This is a genomic window from Nitrospirillum iridis (assembly GCF_014205765.1).
In the GTDB taxonomy this organism is placed as follows: domain Bacteria; phylum Pseudomonadota; class Alphaproteobacteria; order Azospirillales; family Azospirillaceae; genus Nitrospirillum; species Nitrospirillum iridis.
On sequence record NZ_JACIIZ010000021.1, the window covers coordinates 1 to 17,110 of the forward strand.

17 protein-coding genes, 1 tRNA gene and 2 pseudogenes are annotated in these 17,110 nt (G+C 63.8%); 13 read left to right on the top strand and 7 right to left on the bottom strand.

All coding sequences use genetic code 11. The features are described from left to right. Positions 1-200 precede the first annotated feature (200 nt). Positions 201-887: a phytanoyl-CoA dioxygenase family protein gene (locus FHS74_RS27000; RefSeq protein WP_184807373.1), complete on the bottom strand. Its 687-nt coding sequence runs from the start codon at positions 885-887 to the stop codon at positions 201-203. 73 nt (positions 888-960) lie between these two features. Next, entirely contained in the window at positions 961-1,923 is a 963-nt protein-coding gene (locus FHS74_RS27005) for a LysR family transcriptional regulator (RefSeq protein ID WP_184807374.1), read from the bottom strand. Positions 1,924-2,029: 106 nt separating this feature from the next. On the opposite strand from FHS74_RS27005, the gene FHS74_RS27010 reads away from it, so the two are divergent. From FHS74_RS27010 to FHS74_RS27025, 4 genes are all read left to right on the top strand, one after another. Next, the gene (locus FHS74_RS27010) at positions 2,030-2,650 is read left to right on the top strand and encodes a glutathione S-transferase family protein (protein WP_184807375.1); all 621 of its coding nucleotides are present in this window, start codon (positions 2,030-2,032) and stop codon (positions 2,648-2,650) included. A 40-nt stretch (positions 2,651-2,690) separates the two neighbouring features. After that, positions 2,691-3,467 (top strand): enoyl-CoA hydratase/isomerase family protein, encoded by a 777-nt coding sequence (locus FHS74_RS27015; RefSeq protein ID WP_211106583.1) that lies wholly within the window; start codon positions 2,691-2,693, stop codon positions 3,465-3,467. Positions 3,468-3,528: 61 nt separating this feature from the next. Beyond that, entirely contained in the window at positions 3,529-4,206 is a 678-nt protein-coding gene (locus FHS74_RS27020) for a peroxiredoxin-like family protein (protein ID WP_184807376.1), read from the top strand. A gap of 58 nt (positions 4,207-4,264) precedes the next feature. After that, positions 4,265-4,978, top strand: a complete 714-nt coding sequence (locus FHS74_RS27025; RefSeq protein WP_184807377.1) for an SDR family oxidoreductase — start codon at positions 4,265-4,267, stop codon at positions 4,976-4,978. A 238-nt stretch (positions 4,979-5,216) separates the two neighbouring features. Here FHS74_RS27025 and FHS74_RS27030 read toward each other — a convergent pair whose 3' ends face one another. Together FHS74_RS27030 and FHS74_RS27035 are read right to left on the bottom strand one after the other, a co-directional pair. After that, entirely contained in the window at positions 5,217-6,203 is a 987-nt protein-coding gene (locus tag FHS74_RS27030) for a hypothetical protein (protein ID WP_184807378.1), read from the bottom strand. Beyond that, on the bottom strand, positions 6,200-7,900 hold the full coding sequence (locus FHS74_RS27035; RefSeq protein WP_184807379.1) for an N-6 DNA methylase: 1,701 nt from the start codon (positions 7,898-7,900) through the stop codon (positions 6,200-6,202). The genes FHS74_RS27030 and FHS74_RS27035 overlap by 4 nt, the downstream gene beginning before the upstream one ends. 639 nt (positions 7,901-8,539) lie before the next feature. Here FHS74_RS27035 and FHS74_RS27040 point away from each other — a divergent pair. The 6 genes and pseudogenes from FHS74_RS27040 to FHS74_RS30700 form a co-directional block, all read left to right on the top strand. Continuing rightward, positions 8,540-8,764 (top strand): antitoxin MazE family protein, encoded by a 225-nt coding sequence (locus FHS74_RS27040; RefSeq protein ID WP_184807380.1) that lies wholly within the window; start codon positions 8,540-8,542, stop codon positions 8,762-8,764. Continuing rightward, on the top strand, positions 8,761-9,117 hold the full coding sequence (locus FHS74_RS27045) for a type II toxin-antitoxin system PemK/MazF family toxin (RefSeq protein WP_184807381.1): 357 nt from the start codon (positions 8,761-8,763) through the stop codon (positions 9,115-9,117). The genes FHS74_RS27040 and FHS74_RS27045 overlap by 4 nt, the downstream gene beginning before the upstream one ends. A 145-nt stretch (positions 9,118-9,262) precedes the next feature. After that, positions 9,263-9,430, top strand: a complete 168-nt coding sequence (locus tag FHS74_RS27050; protein ID WP_246463403.1) for a hypothetical protein — start codon at positions 9,263-9,265, stop codon at positions 9,428-9,430. 15 nt (positions 9,431-9,445) lie between these two features. Continuing rightward, positions 9,446-9,853: a hypothetical protein gene (locus FHS74_RS27055; RefSeq protein ID WP_184807462.1), complete on the top strand. Its 408-nt coding sequence runs from the start codon at positions 9,446-9,448 to the stop codon at positions 9,851-9,853. Next, positions 9,850-10,650 (top strand): annotated as a pseudogene (locus tag FHS74_RS27060) (recombinase family protein); the annotation flags it as partial. The gene FHS74_RS27055 and the pseudogene FHS74_RS27060, both read left to right, overlap by 4 nt. A gap of 151 nt (positions 10,651-10,801) precedes the next feature. Further along, positions 10,802-10,876: pseudogene (locus FHS74_RS30700) on the top strand (hypothetical protein); the annotation flags it as partial. Positions 10,877-11,059: 183 nt separating this feature from the next. Here FHS74_RS30700 and FHS74_RS30170 read toward each other — a convergent pair. The 3 genes from FHS74_RS30170 to FHS74_RS27070 form a co-directional block, all read right to left on the bottom strand. Continuing rightward, the gene (locus FHS74_RS30170; RefSeq protein ID WP_211106585.1) at positions 11,060-11,311 is read right to left on the bottom strand and encodes a hypothetical protein; all 252 of its coding nucleotides are present in this window, start codon (positions 11,309-11,311) and stop codon (positions 11,060-11,062) included. Between the two features lie 129 nt (positions 11,312-11,440). Next, a tRNA-Ser gene (locus FHS74_RS27065) sits at positions 11,441-11,532 on the bottom strand. A gap of 111 nt (positions 11,533-11,643) precedes the next feature. Beyond that, a complete protein-coding gene (locus FHS74_RS27070; RefSeq protein WP_184807383.1) occupies positions 11,644-12,384 on the bottom strand; it encodes a YggS family pyridoxal phosphate-dependent enzyme in 741 nt (246 codons plus the stop codon). A gap of 194 nt (positions 12,385-12,578) precedes the next feature. On the opposite strand from FHS74_RS27070, the gene FHS74_RS27075 reads away from it, so the two are divergent. The 3 genes from FHS74_RS27075 to leuS all read left to right on the top strand — a co-directional run bounded on the left by FHS74_RS27075 (position 12,579) and on the right by leuS (position 17,100). After that, positions 12,579-13,697: a porin gene (locus tag FHS74_RS27075; protein WP_184807384.1), complete on the top strand. Its 1,119-nt coding sequence runs from the start codon at positions 12,579-12,581 to the stop codon at positions 13,695-13,697. Positions 13,698-13,812: 115 nt separating this feature from the next. Next, on the top strand, positions 13,813-14,361 hold the full coding sequence (locus FHS74_RS27080; protein ID WP_343067051.1) for a DUF3576 domain-containing protein: 549 nt from the start codon (positions 13,813-13,815) through the stop codon (positions 14,359-14,361). A gap of 129 nt (positions 14,362-14,490) precedes the next feature. Then, a complete protein-coding gene (gene leuS / locus FHS74_RS27085) occupies positions 14,491-17,100 on the top strand; it encodes a leucine--tRNA ligase (protein ID WP_184807385.1) in 2,610 nt (869 codons plus the stop codon). Positions 17,101-17,110 lie beyond the last annotated feature (10 nt).

Below are 17,110 nucleotides of genomic sequence, written 5' to 3' on the forward strand. Positions count from 1 at the left end.
CTCCTATGCGCTACCGGGACAACCCGATTGCCAGCACATCACTGGGGTCCCTATTGGGCGCCGATACGGGGTCCCGTTACGCTGCCGATTGACAGGCCGGTCGTCCGGAAAGGCCGGCACCGCCGGGTCGTCACGATAGCTGTACGCGGCCATGGGTGCGTCCGGCATGGTGGAACATCTGGCACGACTGTACCCCGCGCCTACACGCCCAGCCAGCGCAAGCCGCCGGGCAGGTCGCCCGCGGCGTAGTCCACCTGCAGCACCCGCCGGCGATCGGGCCGGGCGGCGACGGCGGAGGCGTGCAGGATCAAGGTGGCGTAGAGCCAGATGTCCCCGGGCTCCGCCAGGCAGGCGGCCTGACCGCAGCGGCGGACGGCGTCGGCGATGTCGGCTTCCGCCACGCGGCCCAGGCGATGGGAACCGGGCGCCACCAACAGGGGGGCGTTATCCGGCCCCACGGGGTCCAGGTGAATCCGCAGGGTGGCCATGCCGGCCAGCAGGTCGGCCGGGGGCGCCACATGGGTCAGGCCATCCTTCACGCTCCACGGTCCATAGCCCGGCACCTCCACCCGCTCGGCCACGGCGATGGTCCGGTCCTGATGCCAACCCAGCGCCCAGTTGTTGGCCACGCTCTTGTCGAACAGGACGGCCCGCACCGGCCGGGCATCGGCGCCCAGGGCGGAGGCGGCCAAGCGGCCCACCGGTCCAGCGGTGTCGAGGAAGGCGGCCAACCCGGGAACATCCCGAAGGCGCACGCCGGCGCGGGCGGCGGGAACGCCGGTCAATACCCGTGTCAAATGCTCAAGCTCGACGGGGGAGAGGGCCGCCGCGTACCACTGGACGCCATCACGGGCGAGGGTCAGGGGAACATGAACATGCCTGTCCATGGCTGGGGGAGCTCGCAGGATCAGCGGACCAACATCATCGGAACTATATCGGGCATCTGGCGGCATCGCGCCTTCATTCCGACCGAAGTCCGCATCCTACACGCATCCCGAAAGCGGACATCTCCGCGTCTGGACGGGGTGGCAAACTCGTGCCAACGGGAGACCCGACAACCCGCTCCACGAAGTCCGCGAACGCCCGCGCCTTGGCACTTGCGAGGCGTCCCGTCGGAAAGACCGCCCAGAGGTCGATCTTCGGAAGCTCCCAATCTTCAAGCACCCGCGTGACCTCGCCGGTCCGTAGTTCCGGCCAGAACATCCAGTCTGAGGCGACAGCCAACCCCATGTCAGCCTTGACCGCCGCGCGAATGCCTTCGGCTGCGCTGAACTGAACCCGGCCGGAGACCACGACAGACGCCTCGGTTCCGTCCCTGCGGAATGTCCAGCTACTGCCGAGCTGGGCATAGATGACCGCCTGATGCGCGGCGATATCCGCAGGCACCTGCGGCACGCCGTGCTTTCCGAGATAGGCGGGTGTTGCAACCACCGACCGCCGGCCGGTTGCAAGAAGGCGGGCGACGGCCGAAGAGTCGGCGAGATCGCCCATGCGAAGCGCTATGTCGATGCCTTCGGACACGAGATCGATCACCCGGTCGTCGAGAACGATGTCCACGTCCAAGTCGGGGTGCTTCGCCATGAATTCCGGTAGGCGCGGAATGACCATGAGTCTCGCGAATGTCGTGGCGGCGCAAATGCGAAGTCGACCTGAAAGTCCGGCGCCGGCACCCTTCGCTTCCAGTTCGGCCTCGTCCGCTTCATGGATGGCGGTCTTGGCTCGTTCGTAAAAGCGCACCCCGGCGTCAGTAGGCGACAGCCCGTGGGTCGATCGAATGAGCAGGCGGACCTGCAACCGGTCTTCCAATTGCGCGATCGTCTTCGAGATGGCGGGCTGGCCGACCCCGATCTGACGGGCCGCCCGCGAGAAGGAACCGGTCTCAACCACGCGCACGAACGCGGTCATCGCCTGCAGTCTGTCCATCGCTTATTCCTTTTCAGAATAAGCATTATCGCCTCAAGCCGCCTGCCGCAAGGGTCTCGGAATAGTCATAACCCTCTCCAACGAACGCGATCCGATGGAGACAAACATGATCGAAGTACACGCCTTTGCCACCCCCAACAGCGTCAAGGTGGCGATCGCGCTTGAGGAACTCGGCCTTCCCTACGAACTGAGGGCGGTCAACGTCCGCAAGGGCGAACAGAAGGAAGAGGCGTTCGTCACGCTTAATCCGAACGGCAAGGTACCTGTCCTGGTGGATGACGGTTTCGTCCTGACGGAAAGCGCCGCGATCCTGGTTCATCTTGCGGAACGGACTGGCAAACTGTTGCCAAGCGATGGTGAAAGCCGTGCCCGGGTCTTCGAGCAGCTTTTCTTCCATGCCTCGGCCCTGAGCCCCGCCTTCGGCAATGCCGGCTTCTTCAAGCGCTTCTCGCCGGACCCGCAGCCGATCGCCGAAGCACGTTTCGCGACGGAAGCCGAACGCATCCTCGGCCTGCTCGATCGCAGGCTTGCCGACCAGGCTTTCATAGTCGGCGAGGCGTTCACCATCGCCGACATCGCCCATTTCGGATGGCTGTGGCGTCGGCAATTCCCTGGCCTGACGCTGGATGGCCGCCCGCACCTTTCCCGCTGGTACCAGACGATAGCGGAGCGCCCCGCCGTCCAGCGCGCCATATCCCGCGTCGAAGCCCTCGTGCCCGCCGCCTGATCCTCCCCCCCCCGCCATCCCCATCCAAACCCAAAGGAAAATGATCGTGTCCAACTTCGAAACCTACAAGAACAGCTTCCCGAACGCCCGCCTGACCCGGTCGCCAAGCGGCGTCCTTGAGGTCGCGCTCCACACCGATGGCGGCAAGCTCGTCTTCAACGGCCATACCCATGAGCAGTTCGTCGAGCTCTTCCATCAGATCGGTTCCGATGCCGAGAACCGCGTCGTCATCCTGACCGGCTCGGGAGATGCCTTCATGGATGTGATCAACCCCGAGGGTTTCGATTTCTTCTCGCCGCGCGGCTACGACAAGATCCTGCGTGAGGGCAAGAAAGTCCTCATGAACATCCTCGATATCGAAGTGCCGATGATCAGCGCCCTGAACGGGCCGGTCCTGCTGCATTCGGAATACGCCCTGCTGACGGACATCATTCTCGCCACACCGGAAACCGTCTTCCAGGACAAGCCGCACTTCGATTTCGGCATCGTCCCCGGCGACGGCGTGAACCTGCTCTGGCCGGAAGTGATCGGCAGTATCCGCGGCCGCCACTTCATCCTGACCCGCCAGGTCCTCGACGCGCAGACGGCCAAGGACTGGGGGGTGGTGAACGAGATCGTCCCGGCCGATGGCTTGCTCGTCCGTGCCCATGAGATCGCCGAGGGTATCGCCGCCCTTCCGCCGCTCACCAGCCGATACACCCGCATCGCCCTGACGCAGAAGCTGCGCCGGCTCATCGACGAAGGCGCGGGCTATGGCTTGGCGCTTGAAGGCATCAGCGCGGCCGACGTGGCCCGGTCCATCGCCAGCAATGGCTGATCATCAGCCCAACCCGACCCGCCCAGGCCGATAAATGCCCGACAGGTCAAGGAGCGAAACCATGACGCTTCAATCCAAGCTCGACGCTTTCAAAGCCGACTTCGAGGCCGGCAAACCGCCCTACAATGTTCCTTATTCGGTGGTGGAAACCATGCACCGCGCCACCACCGAACTCATCGCCTCAGGCGCGGCCCAACGGGCCTTGAAGGCAGGCGACGAGTTGCCCACCTTCCGCCTCTCCGACCCGGATGGCAACACGGTCTCCTCTGCCGATCTGCTTTCCAGCGGACCTCTGGTCATCAGCTTCTATCGTGGGGTCTGGTGCCCCTACTGCAACATGGAACTCCAGGCGCTGCAGGAGGCACTGCCGACATTCCAGGAACTCGGCGCAAGCCTGCTGGCGATCTCGCCGCAGAACCCGGTCAACAGCCGCAAGTCGGTCAGGCGGAACAAGCTGACCTTCCCGATTTTGTCGGACCCGCGCAACGACGTCGCCGCCGCCTTCGGCCTGCGCTTCGAAATGCCGGACTACCTGATCGAACTCTACAAGTCGCTCAAGAACGACCTTCCGGCCTTCAACGGCAATCCGAGTTGGACCCTGCCGATGCCCGCCCGCTATGTCGTCGGACAAGGCGGCGCCATCCTCTACGCGGAGGTCAATCCGGACTATACCCGCCGCCCGGAGCCGGAAGACATGCTGCCGGCCCTGCGCCTCGCGGCAACCCGCGCCGCCGCCTGATCCCATTCACCCCTAATGGCCTCCGCTTCTTCGGAAGCGGGGGTGAGGGACTTTTCCATTGAAGAGAACTTTCCTGGTCACCGGCGCCAGCAAGGGCATCGGCCTTGCGCTGGCGCACCGGCTCGCGAATAGCGGGCATAGTGTCATCGGCGTCGCTCGAAACACGACCGAGGCCTTTCCCGGGAGGCTCCATGCGCTCGACCTCTCCGATCGCGCCTCCATTGATGAACTCGCGAAGATCATTCGGGATACTGGCGTCGATGGCGTCGTCAACAATGTCGGGCTCGTGCGGGCCGAGTCGCTCGGCGATGTCACGGTCGAAAATCTTGATGAGGTCATGCGGATCAATCTGCATCCAGCCCTTTTGGTGACGCAGGCGGCCCTGCCCGGCATGAGGTTGCGCGGCTGGGGCCGGATCATGAACATCTCCAGTCTCACGGTTCTCGGCGCCGTGCAGCGGACAAGCTACGCCGCCGCCAAGGCCGCGCTCGTCAGCTTCACGCGAAGCTGGGCTCTGGAACTCGCTCCGACCGGGATCACTGTGAACGCGGTCTCTCCGGGGCCGACCGAGACGGAACTGTTCCGGGCGAACAATCCTGTCGGCGGCGAAGGCGAGGCGAGGTATCTCTCCGGGGTTCCAATGGGGAGGTTTGGAAAGCCTGAAGAGATCGCCGGGGCGATTGACTACCTGCTATCGGAAGATGCCGGGTTCATCACCGGCCAGACGCTGCATGTCGATGGCGGGGCATCAATCGGAAGGTCTTCACTGTAGGGTGGTCGCGGTCGGTTCAATCGCCGCTTCGGGCCGCGCGCCGCCATGCCCAACATGGTCCGACATCAAACGTTGGCGCCCGACGATTGCATGACCGCTTGGTGTCGTGCGGGCCGCCCGCGCCAAAGAGGGCACTTGGCGGCAAAGTGGCGGGCCACGACCGATAGCGATGATCACTACGTTTTCGCCGTGGCCCTATAACCCGCCATGGTTCGATCACGAACCGGCTGTCGCACTATCAGATTCCCGCGTCTGGATCGATCGTTGGTGAAAGTTTTTCGGCCCCCGACACGAAAAAATGGTGTTGCTTCTCTTTATCGAGATAGTCAGATAGCGCCGAGCGAGCCGTAGCGAGGGTCTTGTAATACGTTCGGAAGGGCTCCGATATTTCCACCGCGCGCTCGCGCGACGGAGGCACTGGCAGCAGAATTTCGAGATAGCGTTTGCCCACGTCTTCTCGGTTCGTTTGCATAAAAATGATGCGGCGCCACTGATCGCGCACTACCCTAAGCGACAACGCCCAAAGCAGGTAGAACGGATCGAAATTTGCCTTCGGACCGGGACGAAGAACTATGACCTCTTTCGTCGTGACAACTCGTTCTTGCCCCGGAAGTAGAATGCAGAAGTCACCGATATTTTTTGACGTTCTCTCCGGACACAAGAGATCGAATGCCCGCAACCCTGAATCAGCGCCGCCCCAAAACTTCTTCGCGACTGATAAAGGAATTCGGTTCGTCGGGTTAATATTGACCAACCCAGCTCGAAGATCGGAAACCTTAATGTAGGGAACATCTCCAATCCGTTCGTCTTGCGACGGTGACCCGTGGCCGCCCCGGACCGTCAGGACGCCCCGCCCAATTAGGGCTCCTATTGAAGCGGTTTCGAAGCCCGAGAACTGCGGCTTCTTCATTGCTTCGTTGAACTGGTCGCGGAAGCGATGGTCATAGTAGACGGGGACGGCACAACGGAGATCAATGTCCGCAGTAGGAATGAAGGTCAGAGTGTCGGTTTGCTGCCCCTTCGAGAGCGCCATTGCGTCTTCCGCCAGCCGGTCATCAATGGCATCCACAGCCGCGCCTGTTTCGGGATCAAGCTCTTGGACGCGCTTCCCCGTCGTCGGATCAACTATCGGCAGGAGACGGCCGCCCTTGGTCAGGCCGCATGTCGGGGCGGTTGAAACCATAATCGTTTCGCTGGAAAACCAGTTTGGCTTGCGGATGCTCATTTCGCCGTGCCCCTCTTCGCCGTCTTCTTCTTGGGAATGGCGGTCGAATCGAAATCAGTTTCGACATGGCCCACCTTCTCGAAAATGTAGAAATTCGTCTTGGCGCGACAGAATTCTTCGAATGCCTCCATGGGAATATTCAGCATACCCCGCAGTGCAAGTCGCCCATTCAGCCAATATGGAAGCCAACGATAGGAGTAGCTGAAGAAGTAGGTCTCAGGAAGAATTATACCAACGCGCCCACCGACACCAAGAAGCCGGTAACATTGCTCTAGGTAAACCAAGCCAATCTCAAGGTCGACGTGATCGTTCGGCCCTTTCATCGCAGCATAGGTGGAGATCGTATAGCCTGCTGCTCGGCAATCAGCTGCCTTGACTTTTAGGCTTTCGCCGAACGGCGGATTGGTGATCACGACCGTGAACTGTTCCAGCCCGAACTTCTCTGTCGGAGCGCCCAACTCTTGGCTTAGTTTCTGGTATTTAGCGGGCCAAAGGTTCGTCCGGATCGCGTCGCCCAGCAGGACGTGGGTGGAACCGTCGCGCATCGCGACCATGGTCGCCTTGGTCAGCTTGACCCCGATGTCGTCCTTATCCACACCATAGAGGTTGTCGTTCGCCCACTTCACGAGATGATAGGCTTCGTTTTCGTTGGGGAACTCGCGCGACGCCACCTGACGAAGGGCTTCGACAACGAAGGCCCCCGATCCGCAAGCTGGATCAATCACCTTGTCGGCTGATGTAATCTCCATCGCCATCACAGCGGGTCGAACCACTCGAAGAGGTGTCAGGTACTGGCCTTCACCGCTCTTGAGTGCCGAAGTCCGGAAAATCTGAAATGCTTTCGCGAGTAGATCAACATCATCACCGAGAATTCGGAAAGGACTTAGCTCGGCAGCGACTGCGAAAAGTGTATCATCGCTGAGGAATAGCTCTTCCCGGTCAGCGGCATTGAATATTCTCGTGCGCTGCTTGTGGAAATATTCCTTGTAGCTTTCTCGCACTTTGCTGGCGGTGATCGCCACCTTGGTCAGTGCATCGCCGTAGATTCTGAAATCAACCGGGTTGTCGCGATTGGCGGACCGGCTGGCTATAGCGTCACTTTCGAGTTTCACCAGTAGGATATGCAGCAGTTCGCGAAGCTGATCTTCCCGCCTCACAACGTGAGGATCTGAAACCACGACCGTTGCCACGATACGCTTCAGCGCGCCGGATAGTTCGGCTTCGCTCGGCTGTCGCATAGTCTTCCAAGTCGGGGGAACATCCGGTGGCTGAGTTAGATCATCGGTGGGGTGAGGGAGGCCAGCGTTCTCAACGAATACCCACTCCGACTGGTGCCGCTTGTAGACTGCCAGCGTCTGGCTTCCATTCGTCCAGAAGCCCATTTTCGCCATGGGCTCGTTGCTGAGGTATCGCATGAGCTGAGACTTGCCATGCGCGATGTCTGGTGCCTTGAATTCGAAGATGACCTGAAGGGCGTACCATTCGCCGCTGTCATCGGCGAACGCTACTAAGTCTGCCGATCCACAAACCGCGTACTTCTGTCCCCGTTCTCTTTTCGTCAGATCGTGCGGAGTATCCGGAACTTGCCACTCTGGCCTCCAACGAAGCTGCGTCTCTTTCCACCCGAGACGCATCAAATCCTTAATGACCTGTTGCCGAACGGTTTCCTCTGGTTTCGTTGGTATCGCTTCTGCCACGTTTAACGCCCTCGCATACGCCGCCGGTTTATAAAGGGGCTACCCCCTTTTCAAATAAATATCATATCTTCAATGAAGCGGGCTGCCCGTTTTTGGGATATTTTTGATGGGCTGATAACCCCTCCGGTCGCGAAGAGTCGATTAGCAGCCTGAAAACGCTCCTCGCCTCACGCGACGAAGTGGGTTCGGTGAAGCCTTCAGCGCCCTAATGCACCATTGGGGCTGGGCGCCTCGTTTCACCAAGCTGTTTCGGGTGCGACCGGGAGGGAGCAGAGGCTGGTCTGCGGGTGGAAGCTGCCGCCGCAACGACCAATGCGTGGCGAGCATTCGAGGCCCCTGTTTACGCAGTAGTCGATCCGATTGCAGCGACCGCTCTTGCCGGTTTAGAGGCTGAATCGTCGATGGCCAGATAAAAGACCGCACATTGCGGCTCGGTCGGTCGATTGATTTTGCTTCGATTTTTCGTCCATCCGGCAATGTGCGGCCTTGGGGCGCAATGTGCGCCGTGCCGTCAGCCTATTGCTGAATAACCACCTTTTGCACATTTCCCGGCGGCGATGGCCGAGCGACGCATCGAATCCGCTTTCCATGCCAACTGCCACATGATAGGTTACATGTAACTTATTGAAGGTCTGTGTCATGGCATCAGCGAGAGGCGCGAAGCCCACCAAGGTGAAGGTTCAGGAGCACCGCGACCGGCTGCGCGCGCAGGGCTTGCGGCCGATCCAGATTTGGGTACCGGACGTGCGCGCCTCATCCTTCCGGGCGGAGGCGCACCGGCAATCGCTGGCCGTGGCGGCAAGCGCCCATGCGGCCGAGGATCAGGCGTTCATCGACGCGGTGTCCGACTGGGACGACGAATGAGGCGGGGGGACATCTGGACCGTCTCCGGCGGCAAGGATTATGCGGGCAAACCCCGCCCCGTCGTCGTCGTGCAGGACGACTCCTTCGACGCGACGGACTCGATCACGATCTGCGCCTTCACCACGGACCCGACCGAGGCCCCCCTGTTCCGGCTCGCGGTGGAGCCGAACGAACGCAACGGCCTGCGCTCTCCCTCCCGGCTGATGGTGGACAAGATCACCACCGTCCCGAAGTCCAAGGTCGGCGAGCGGGTCGGGCGGCTGGATGACGAGGATGTGGTTCGCCTGAACCAAGCTGTGATGGTGTTCCTCGGCCTGGCGGTGTCGCCGAGAACGGGCCGGAAAGGGGAATGATGAGAAGCCCCATGACCGAGGTGTATCCGGGCGTGTCTAGGCGCAATCATGGGCCATTCTACTTGCCGCCCGCCGGCGCGATACTGACGACATGCCCCGACCTGTCCTCAAATCTGTCCCCGCGGTCTCTGATCAGCTTGAAGCGTTGCTCGGCTACCCTTGGCCGTTTCCGGGCCGGCCGCCGAAGCACGACCTCTCGACCTGGACCGTCACCGATGACTGGCCGGAGCATGTGCCCGTCACGGAAGCCGAGATGGAGGTGTTCGAGCAATGGTTCGCTGACCTGTTCGATGAGCAATTCATCTCCAACTAGCGCAGGACGAGTCGGATGACCTCCGAGGAAAAAGAACTCATCCAGGCTATCCAAGCTGTGTTGAGCCCAGACTTAATTCCTAAAGATTACAGCGGACGGCTCGATAATCCAATGTTCGGCCATTGCTATCACGCAGCAGAGGCACTGTATCGGTCTTTAGGCGGGAAAACGTCCGGTTACAAAGCTCGGCGCGGTGTAGACGATGACGGAGTGTCTCACTGGTGGGTCGAATCTCCCATGGGAGAAATTCTTGACCCTACTGCTGCCCAATACACTGACTTCGATAAAACTCCACCGTATCACAACGCGAAAGGCGCCTCATTTCGTGGCACTTCAAGGCGAGCGAAGACGATCATGGAGCGCATCTCAAACCGACCGCGATGTTCAGCGCCGGCCGATAGTCTGAGCAAAGCGCTGCCATGACCGTGCCGCTGCGCGCCGCCCTCTACCTGCGCGTCTCGACCGCGCGGCAGGCCGAGCATGATATCTCCATCCCCGACCAGAAGCGGCAAGGCGAAGCCTACTGCCAGTCGCGGGGCTATCAGCTCATCGAAACCTACGTCGAGCCGGGCGCGTCGGCGACCAATGACCGCCGGCCCGAATTCCAGCGCATGATCGAAGCGGGTACATCCAAGCCTGCGCCCTTCGACATGGTGATCGTCCATTCGTTCAGCCGGTTCTTTCGTGACCACTTCGAGCTGGAGTTCTATGTCAGGAAGCTCGCCAAGAGCGGGGTGAAACTCCTCTCCATCACGCAGGAGATGGGCGACGACCCCATGCACGTCATGATGCGGCAGATCATGGCGCTGTTCGACGAATATCAGTCCAAGGAGAACGCCAAGCACGTCATCCGCGCCTTAAAAGAGAACGCAAGGCAAGGCTTCTGGAACGGCTCGCTTCCACCCATCGGCTATCGCGTCGTCGCGGCCGAGCAACGCGGCGCGAAGGTCAAGAAGAAGCTGGAGATCGACCCGCTGCACGCCGGCACCGTGCGGCTGATCTACAGGCTGGCGCTCCACGGTGACGGCGACCACGGCCAGATGGGCGTGAAGAACATCGTCAGCCACCTGAACCGCAACCGTATCTTCACGCGCGACGGAGGCCGCTGGGGCATCGGCCAAGTCCACCGCATCCTGACCCGCCGCACGTATATGGGCGAGCATGAGTTCAACAAGCGGGCCAAGTCCAAAGAGCTGAAACCCGTCAGCGAGATCGTGGTCGTGCCCGTCCCGCCGCTCATAGACCGCGAGACCTTCGAGGCGGTGCAGGCGTTGCTCCAAGGCCCGCCATCCCACGGTGACGCCATCCGCCGTCATCAGTGGTCCGACCATGCTCACCGGCCTGATCCATTGCGCCAAGTGCGGCGGCGCCATGACCATCCGCACCGGCAAGGGCGGGCGCTATCGTTACTACGCCTGTTCGATGAAAGCCCGGCAGGGACCGACAGCCTGCGAGGGTATGGCGGTGCCGATGGACAAGCTGGACGATCTTGTCGCCAGCCATCTCGAAGACCGTCTGCTCCAGCCCGAAAGGCTGGAGACGATCCTCGCCACGGTCCTCGACCGGCGGCAGGAGCGATCCGAGCGCCAGCATGAGCACATTGGCGAACTGAACCGGCGTGCGGCGGAGTCAGAAGCCCGTCTCAAGCGCCTCTACGACGCCATCGAGGCGGGCGTCGCCGACCTGCACGACCCGGCGCTTAAGGACCGCATCGACGGCCTGAAGGTCATCCGCGATCAGGCGAAGGCCGATGCCGAGCGCGCCCAGGCCATGCTTGAAAACTCCGGCAACAAGGCCGTTACCCCGCAGATGGTACGCAACTTCGCCGAAACCGCGCGGCGGCATATCCGCCTTGAAGGCGGCGGCTATCGCCGCGACCATCTTCGCGCGCTCGCCCAGCGCGTTGAGGTCGCGGACGGCGAGGTCCGGATCATGGGATCGAAGTCTCGGCTGCTACAGGTGCTAACCGGAAAAAATGGCGTAAATTCAGTGCCCACTCAGGGTCTGAAGTGGCGGAGGGGATGGGATTCGAACCCACGATACGGTTTTGGCCGTATACCCGCTTTCCAGGCGAGCGCCTTCAACCACTCGGCCACCCCTCCGTCCGGAATGCGGCGGGACCATATAGAGACATGACCCCCTCGGCAAGTGCCTTTTCACACCGATATGCGCAAGGCTGAAATTTCCAAGGTTTTCCGGCACCTTGGGCGATGTCAGCCCGCCTCGGGGGCATCATGCGCGGGGGCGGCGCGTTCCCCGAACAGGGCGGTGCCGACGCGCACATAGGTGGCACCCATGCGCACGGCCAGGTCATAGTCACCGCTCATGCCCATGGAGACCTGGGCCAGCCCGGCCTTGCGCGCCAAATCGGCCAGCAGGGCGAAGTGCATGGCCGGTTCCTCCTCAGCCGGGGGAATGGCCATCAGGCCGGCGATGTCCAGCCCGTGGGTGTCGCGGCAGGCGGCCAGGAAATCCGGCACGTCCGCCGGAGGGATCCCGGCCTTCTGCGGCTCCTCGCCGGTGTTCACCTCCACCAGCAGGCGGGGCAGGCGGCCCTGGCGCTTACCCTCCGCCGCCAGCGCTTCCGCCAGGCGGGGCCGGTCCACCGTCTGGATGACGTCGAACAGCGCCACGGCATCCTTGACCTTGTTGGTCTGCAAGGGACCGATCAGGTGCAATTCGACATCCGGGTACTCGGCCTTCAGCTCCGTCCATTTGGCCTTGGCCTCCTGCACCCGGTTCTCGCCGAACACGCGCTGGCCCACGGCCAGCGCCGCCCGGATCTTCTCCACCGGCTGCACCTTGGACACGGCCACCAGGGTCACGGCCGCCGGGTCGCGGCCCGCCGCCCGGGCGGCGGTGTCGATGACACCACGCACCGTGGCGAACCGCGTGGCGATATCGGCATCGGCGGGCGGGGCGGGCGGGGCGGGGGGCTTGCTAGCGCGGGTCATGATGGGGCCAACGTTATGTATGGGCGGTTGTGTGCGGGCGGGATCAACGGTAAAGCCTGCCCCAGGCGGGTTGTCGCCTGGGTACGGCGCGACTTTCCTCCCGCCGGGGCGGCCAAGGCAAGGCCCCCGTATCGTCGGCCGCCGCCCATAGGGGTTGTCCGCCACCCTCGACCAGGACAGGGAAAGATCGTTCCATGAGCCGCCGCCTGCTGACACTCCGCGCCGCGTCCGCCGCACTGGGCGCCTTGCTGGCGCCGTGGACACCCGCCCGCGCCAGCGCTGACTACCACTTGTCGGGCGTGGTCCAGGGCGGCGTGGTGGGCACGGACACGCCGGCGGCGGGCAACGCCCACTGGGATCCCTTCGGCGCCTATGCCGTAACCGGCGGTGTGGAGACGGTGACCGACAGCGGCGTCACCTATGGCGCCACGCTCCGCGTCGGCTCTGGCAACACCGGGCGCAGCACCGACCGGCCGGGCAACGCCGACAAGATCGGCATCGACCAGGTCTATGTTTACGCCGCCGGCGGCTGGGGCAAGGTGCGGCTGGGCCAGAACTGGGGGGCGTCGGAACGGGCGACCGACCTGCTGCCCCTGCTGGTGGGCGGTGAGATGGACGGGTTCTGGACCCAGAGTGGCCGGGTGCGGCCGCCCGGTGCCGTGCTGGGCCGGGCCTATGCCGGCCGCGACAGCGACGATGCCGCCAAGGTGGATTACGAGACGCCACGCCTGTTCGGCCTGAAGGCGGGATTCTCCTTCGCGCCGGAGCGCCGGGCCTTCGGCCAGGACATCGTCGGCCCCTATGCCATTCCCGCCGAGACCAATTTCTGGGAGGGTGCGGCCAACTACCGGGGCGACTGGGGCCCTGTGCAGTATGAGGCGGGCCTGGCCTACAACCACGCCGATGCCGCCCATGGCTGGCTGGAGGACACCCAGACCGTGACCCTGGCCGGCGGCCTGACCTATGGCGGCTTCACCGTGGGCGCCGTGCTGTTCGACGATGGGGACAGCGGCCTGCCGCGCGACCGGCCGGCAAGCGGCCCCGGCGACACCCGGGGGGCGACGCTGCAAGGCACCTACGAGAACGGCCCCTATGGCCTGACGCTGTTCTGGCATGGCAGCGAGACCGAGCGCCTGACGACATATCGCGCCTATGGCCTGGGCCTGTCCTGGAAGGTGCGCGCCGACACCACCGTGGGCCTGGACCTGATCCGCTGGACCGCTGATCTGGACGCCGGCAACCCTGACGCGACGACAGCCGGCCGGCACCCGACAGGTAACGTGGCCACGGGCGTGATAGAATTTCGTTTCTAGCCCTCTGTCCGCCGCCTGCCGCCCCTCTTCCGCGCCGCGCCCGCGGCCGTCCCCGTGGATGCCCACTGGCCGGCCTTGCGTCCCAGCGGCTTTTTTGATCTAAGGAACCGTTCTCGTGACCCTGGGTGACAATCACATGCCGTCGCGCTCCGCTTTTATCATTGGCCGCTCCCTCCTGGTTGCCGGACTTCTGCTTTCCACGTCCGCTTGCTCCTGGCTGGGCTGGGGCGATGACGACGACGCGCCCAAGGGTGGCGCGCCGAAGCCCGTGTCGATCCTGATGCGCCAGAACACGTCGGGCCCGGTCGGCACGTCCAACACCGCCGTCCAGGCGGTGGGCCCCACCGTCAACGCCTTCCTGTGGCGCGCGTCGCTGGATACCATCGGCTTCCTGCCGCTGGTCTCGGCCGACCCCTACACCGGCGTGATCATCACCGACTGGTACAGCCCGCCCAGCACCCCGGGCGAGCGGTTCAAGATCAACCTGTACGTCCTGGACGCCACGCTGCGCGCCGACGGCGTGCGCGTGACCGTGTTCCGCCAGGTCGACCAGAATGGCCAGTGGCGCGACGCCACCGTGGCCGCCGAAACCAACAGCCAGCTTGAGGACACCGTCCTCACCCGGGCGCGCCAGCTGCGCATCCAGCAGGCCGCCCCGAAGTAAGCTGACCCTATCGCCGGCGGGCGACTGTCTCCCCTCTCGTAACGCCCCGGCGGGTTGCCGGGGGGGTGACGCCCCGGCCTGACCACAGGCTCACGGCCGGCGCGACACCCGAGAGAAGGCGGTTTTTCCATGTCCCGGTATAATGTCAGGGAAAACGAGGCGAAGTGGCAGTCGGCCTGGGCCGACCGGAACAGCTTCGCCGTTTCCGCGGACCCTGCCCGGCCGAAGTATTTCGTCCTTGAGATGTTCCCCTATCCCTCGGGGCGCATCCACATGGGGCACGTCCGCAACTACACCATCGGCGACGTGATCGCCCGCTACAAGCGGGCCAAGGGCTTCAACGTCCTGCATCCCATGGGTTGGGACGCCTTCGGCCTGCCGGCGGAAAACGCGGCGCTGGAGCGGAACGTACACCCCGGAAAGTGGACGTACGAGAACATCGCCACCATGCGCGGCCAGTTGCAGTCCATGGGATTGGCCATCGACTGGGACCGGGAGATCGCCACCTGCCGGCCGGAATACTACCGGCATGAGCAGAAAATGTTCCTGGATTTCCTGAAGGCCGGCTTGGCCTACCGCAAGGAATCCTGGGTCAACTGGGACCCGGTGGACAACACCGTGCTGGCCAACGAGCAGGTGGTGGACGGCCGTGGCTGGCGCACCGGTGCGCTGGTGGAAAAGCGCAAGCTGTCACAGTGGTTCCTGAAGATCACCCACTTCGCCGACGATCTGCTGTCGGCCCTGGCCACGCTGGACCGGTGGCCGGAAAAAGTGCGGATCATGCAGGAGAACTGGATCGGCAAGTCCACCGGCCTGCGCTTCCGCTTCCAGCTGACCGCCCCGGAAGGCGTGCCCGCCAACGTGTTTCAGGGCGAGCCCGAGGTCGAGGTGTTCACCACCCGGCCCGACACCCTGTTCGGCGCCAGCTTCGTCGGCATCTCCCCCAACCATCCCATCGCCCAGGCCCTGGCCGAGAAGAACCCGGCGGTGGCCGAGTTCATCGCCGACTGCAACCGCGTCGGCACCTCGGAAGAGGCCATCGAGACGGCGGAGAAGAAGGGCTTCGATACCGGCATCACCGCCGAGCATCCCTTCGTGCCGGGCTGGAAGCTGCCGGTCTACATCGCCAACTTCGTGCTGATGGAATACGGCACCGGCGCCATCTTCGGCTGCCCGGCGCATGACCAGCGCGACCTGGACTTCGCCCGCAAGTACGGCCTGAAGGTCACCCCCGTGGTGGTGCCGGAAGGCGAGGACCCCGCCACCTTCGACGTGGGCGGCGAGGCCTACACCGGCCCGGGCGTGCTGCGCAATTCGCAGTTCCTGGACGGCATGGAGGTGGAGGCCGCCAAGCAGGCGGCGGGCGAGAAGGTCGAGGCCATGGGCCGTGGCCAGCGCACCACCATCTACCGCCTGCGCGACTGGGGCGTGTCGCGCCAGCGCTACTGGGGCTGCCCCATCCCGGTCATCCATTGCCCCAGCTGCGGCGTGGTGCCGGTGCCGGAAGACCAGCTGCCCATCACCCTGCCGGAGGACGTGACCTTCGACCAGCCGGGCAACCCGCTGGCCCGCCACCCCACCTGGAAGCATGTGGACTGCCCCAGCTGCGGCACGGCGGCCACGCGGGAGACGGACACCTTCGACACCTTCATCGAGTCGAGCTGGTATTTCCTGCGCTTCGCCAGCCCGCGCGTGGAAGACCAAGCCTTCAACCGGGAGGAGGCGGCCTACTGGCTGCCGGTGGATCAGTATATCGGCGGCATCGAGCACGCGGTGCTGCATCTGCTGTACGCCCGGTTCTGGACACGGGCGCTGAGCCATTGCGGCTACACCGACCTGAAGGAACCGTTCGCGGGTCTGTTCACCCAGGGCATGGTGACGCACGCGACCTACCAGGACGCCGATGGCAAGTGGCTGCTGCCCTCGGACGTCGACACGGTGGAGGGCAAGGCGGTGCAGCGCGAGGGCGGTGGCCCCGTGACCGTCGGGCCCATCATCAAGATGTCGAAGTCCAAGAAGAACGTGGTGGATCCGGCCCACATCATCGACACCTACGGCGCCGACGCCGCCCGCCTGTTCATGCTGTCCGACAGCCCGCCTGACCGCGACCTGGAATGGACCGAGGCCGGCATCGACGGCGCCTGGCGTTTCATCAACCGCCTGTGGCGCCTGGTGACGGAGCCGTCCGTGGCCCTGCCGGCCGCCGGAACCGCCATTCCGTCCGAGCTGTCGCCGCTCGCCACCGACGCGCGCCGCATGGTGCACAAGACCGTGGCCGCCATCGGCGAGGACCTGGAACGCTTCCGTTTCAACAAGGCGGTGGCCCGCATCCGCGAGCTGGCCAACGCGCTGGAGAAGCTGGACGCCAAGGCCAAGGCCGGTGAGCACGCCGGCGACGGGGCGGTCCTGCGCGAGGGCCTGGAGGTGCTGGTGCGCCTGATCGGCCCGATGATGCCGCACTTGGCGGAAGAGTTGTGGTCGGTGCTGGGGCATGACACCCTGCTGGTCGATTCGGTCTGGCCGGTGGCGGATGCGGCGCTGGCCACCGAGGACACCGCCACCGTGGCGGTGCAGGTCAATGGCAAGCTGCGCGCCACCCTGCACCTGCCCAAGGACATCGCCAAGGAAGAGGCCGAGGCGCTGGCCCTGGCGGAGCCCAACGTGCAGCGTGCCCTGGAGGGAAAGCCCGTGCGCAAGGTCATCGTCGTACCCAACCGGGTGATCAATGTTGTCGTATGACGGCGGCCCC

What these genes read in the sequence shown, in the direction of transcription:
- FHS74_RS27000 (WP_184807373.1), bottom strand. Translation starts at nt 887, where the DNA reads ATGGACAGGCATGTTCATGTTCCCCTGACCCTCGCCCGTGATGGCGTC.
- FHS74_RS27005 (WP_184807374.1), bottom strand. Translation starts at nt 1,923, where the DNA reads ATGGACAGACTGCAGGCGATGACCGCGTTCGTGCGCGTGGTTGAGACC.
- FHS74_RS27010 (WP_184807375.1), top strand. Translation starts at nt 2,030, where the DNA reads ATGATCGAAGTACACGCCTTTGCCACCCCCAACAGCGTCAAGGTGGCG.
- FHS74_RS27015 (WP_211106583.1), top strand. Translation starts at nt 2,691, where the DNA reads ATGATCGTGTCCAACTTCGAAACCTACAAGAACAGCTTCCCGAACGCC.
- FHS74_RS27020 (WP_184807376.1), top strand. Translation starts at nt 3,529, where the DNA reads ATGACGCTTCAATCCAAGCTCGACGCTTTCAAAGCCGACTTCGAGGCC.
- FHS74_RS27030 (WP_184807378.1), bottom strand. Translation starts at nt 6,203, where the DNA reads ATGAGCATCCGCAAGCCAAACTGGTTTTCCAGCGAAACGATTATGGTT.
- FHS74_RS27040 (WP_184807380.1), top strand. Translation starts at nt 8,540, where the DNA reads ATGGCATCAGCGAGAGGCGCGAAGCCCACCAAGGTGAAGGTTCAGGAG.
- FHS74_RS27045 (WP_184807381.1), top strand. Translation starts at nt 8,761, where the DNA reads ATGAGGCGGGGGGACATCTGGACCGTCTCCGGCGGCAAGGATTATGCG.
- FHS74_RS27055 (WP_184807462.1), top strand. Translation starts at nt 9,446, where the DNA reads ATGACCTCCGAGGAAAAAGAACTCATCCAGGCTATCCAAGCTGTGTTG.
- FHS74_RS30170 (WP_211106585.1), bottom strand. Translation starts at nt 11,311, where the DNA reads ATGGTCGCGGCGATAGCCGCCGCCTTCAAGGCGGATATGCCGCCGCGC.
- FHS74_RS27070 (WP_184807383.1), bottom strand. Translation starts at nt 12,384, where the DNA reads ATGACCCGCGCTAGCAAGCCCCCCGCCCCGCCCGCCCCGCCCGCCGAT.
- FHS74_RS27075 (WP_184807384.1), top strand. Translation starts at nt 12,579, where the DNA reads ATGAGCCGCCGCCTGCTGACACTCCGCGCCGCGTCCGCCGCACTGGGC.
- leuS (WP_184807385.1), top strand. Translation starts at nt 14,491, where the DNA reads ATGTCCCGGTATAATGTCAGGGAAAACGAGGCGAAGTGGCAGTCGGCC.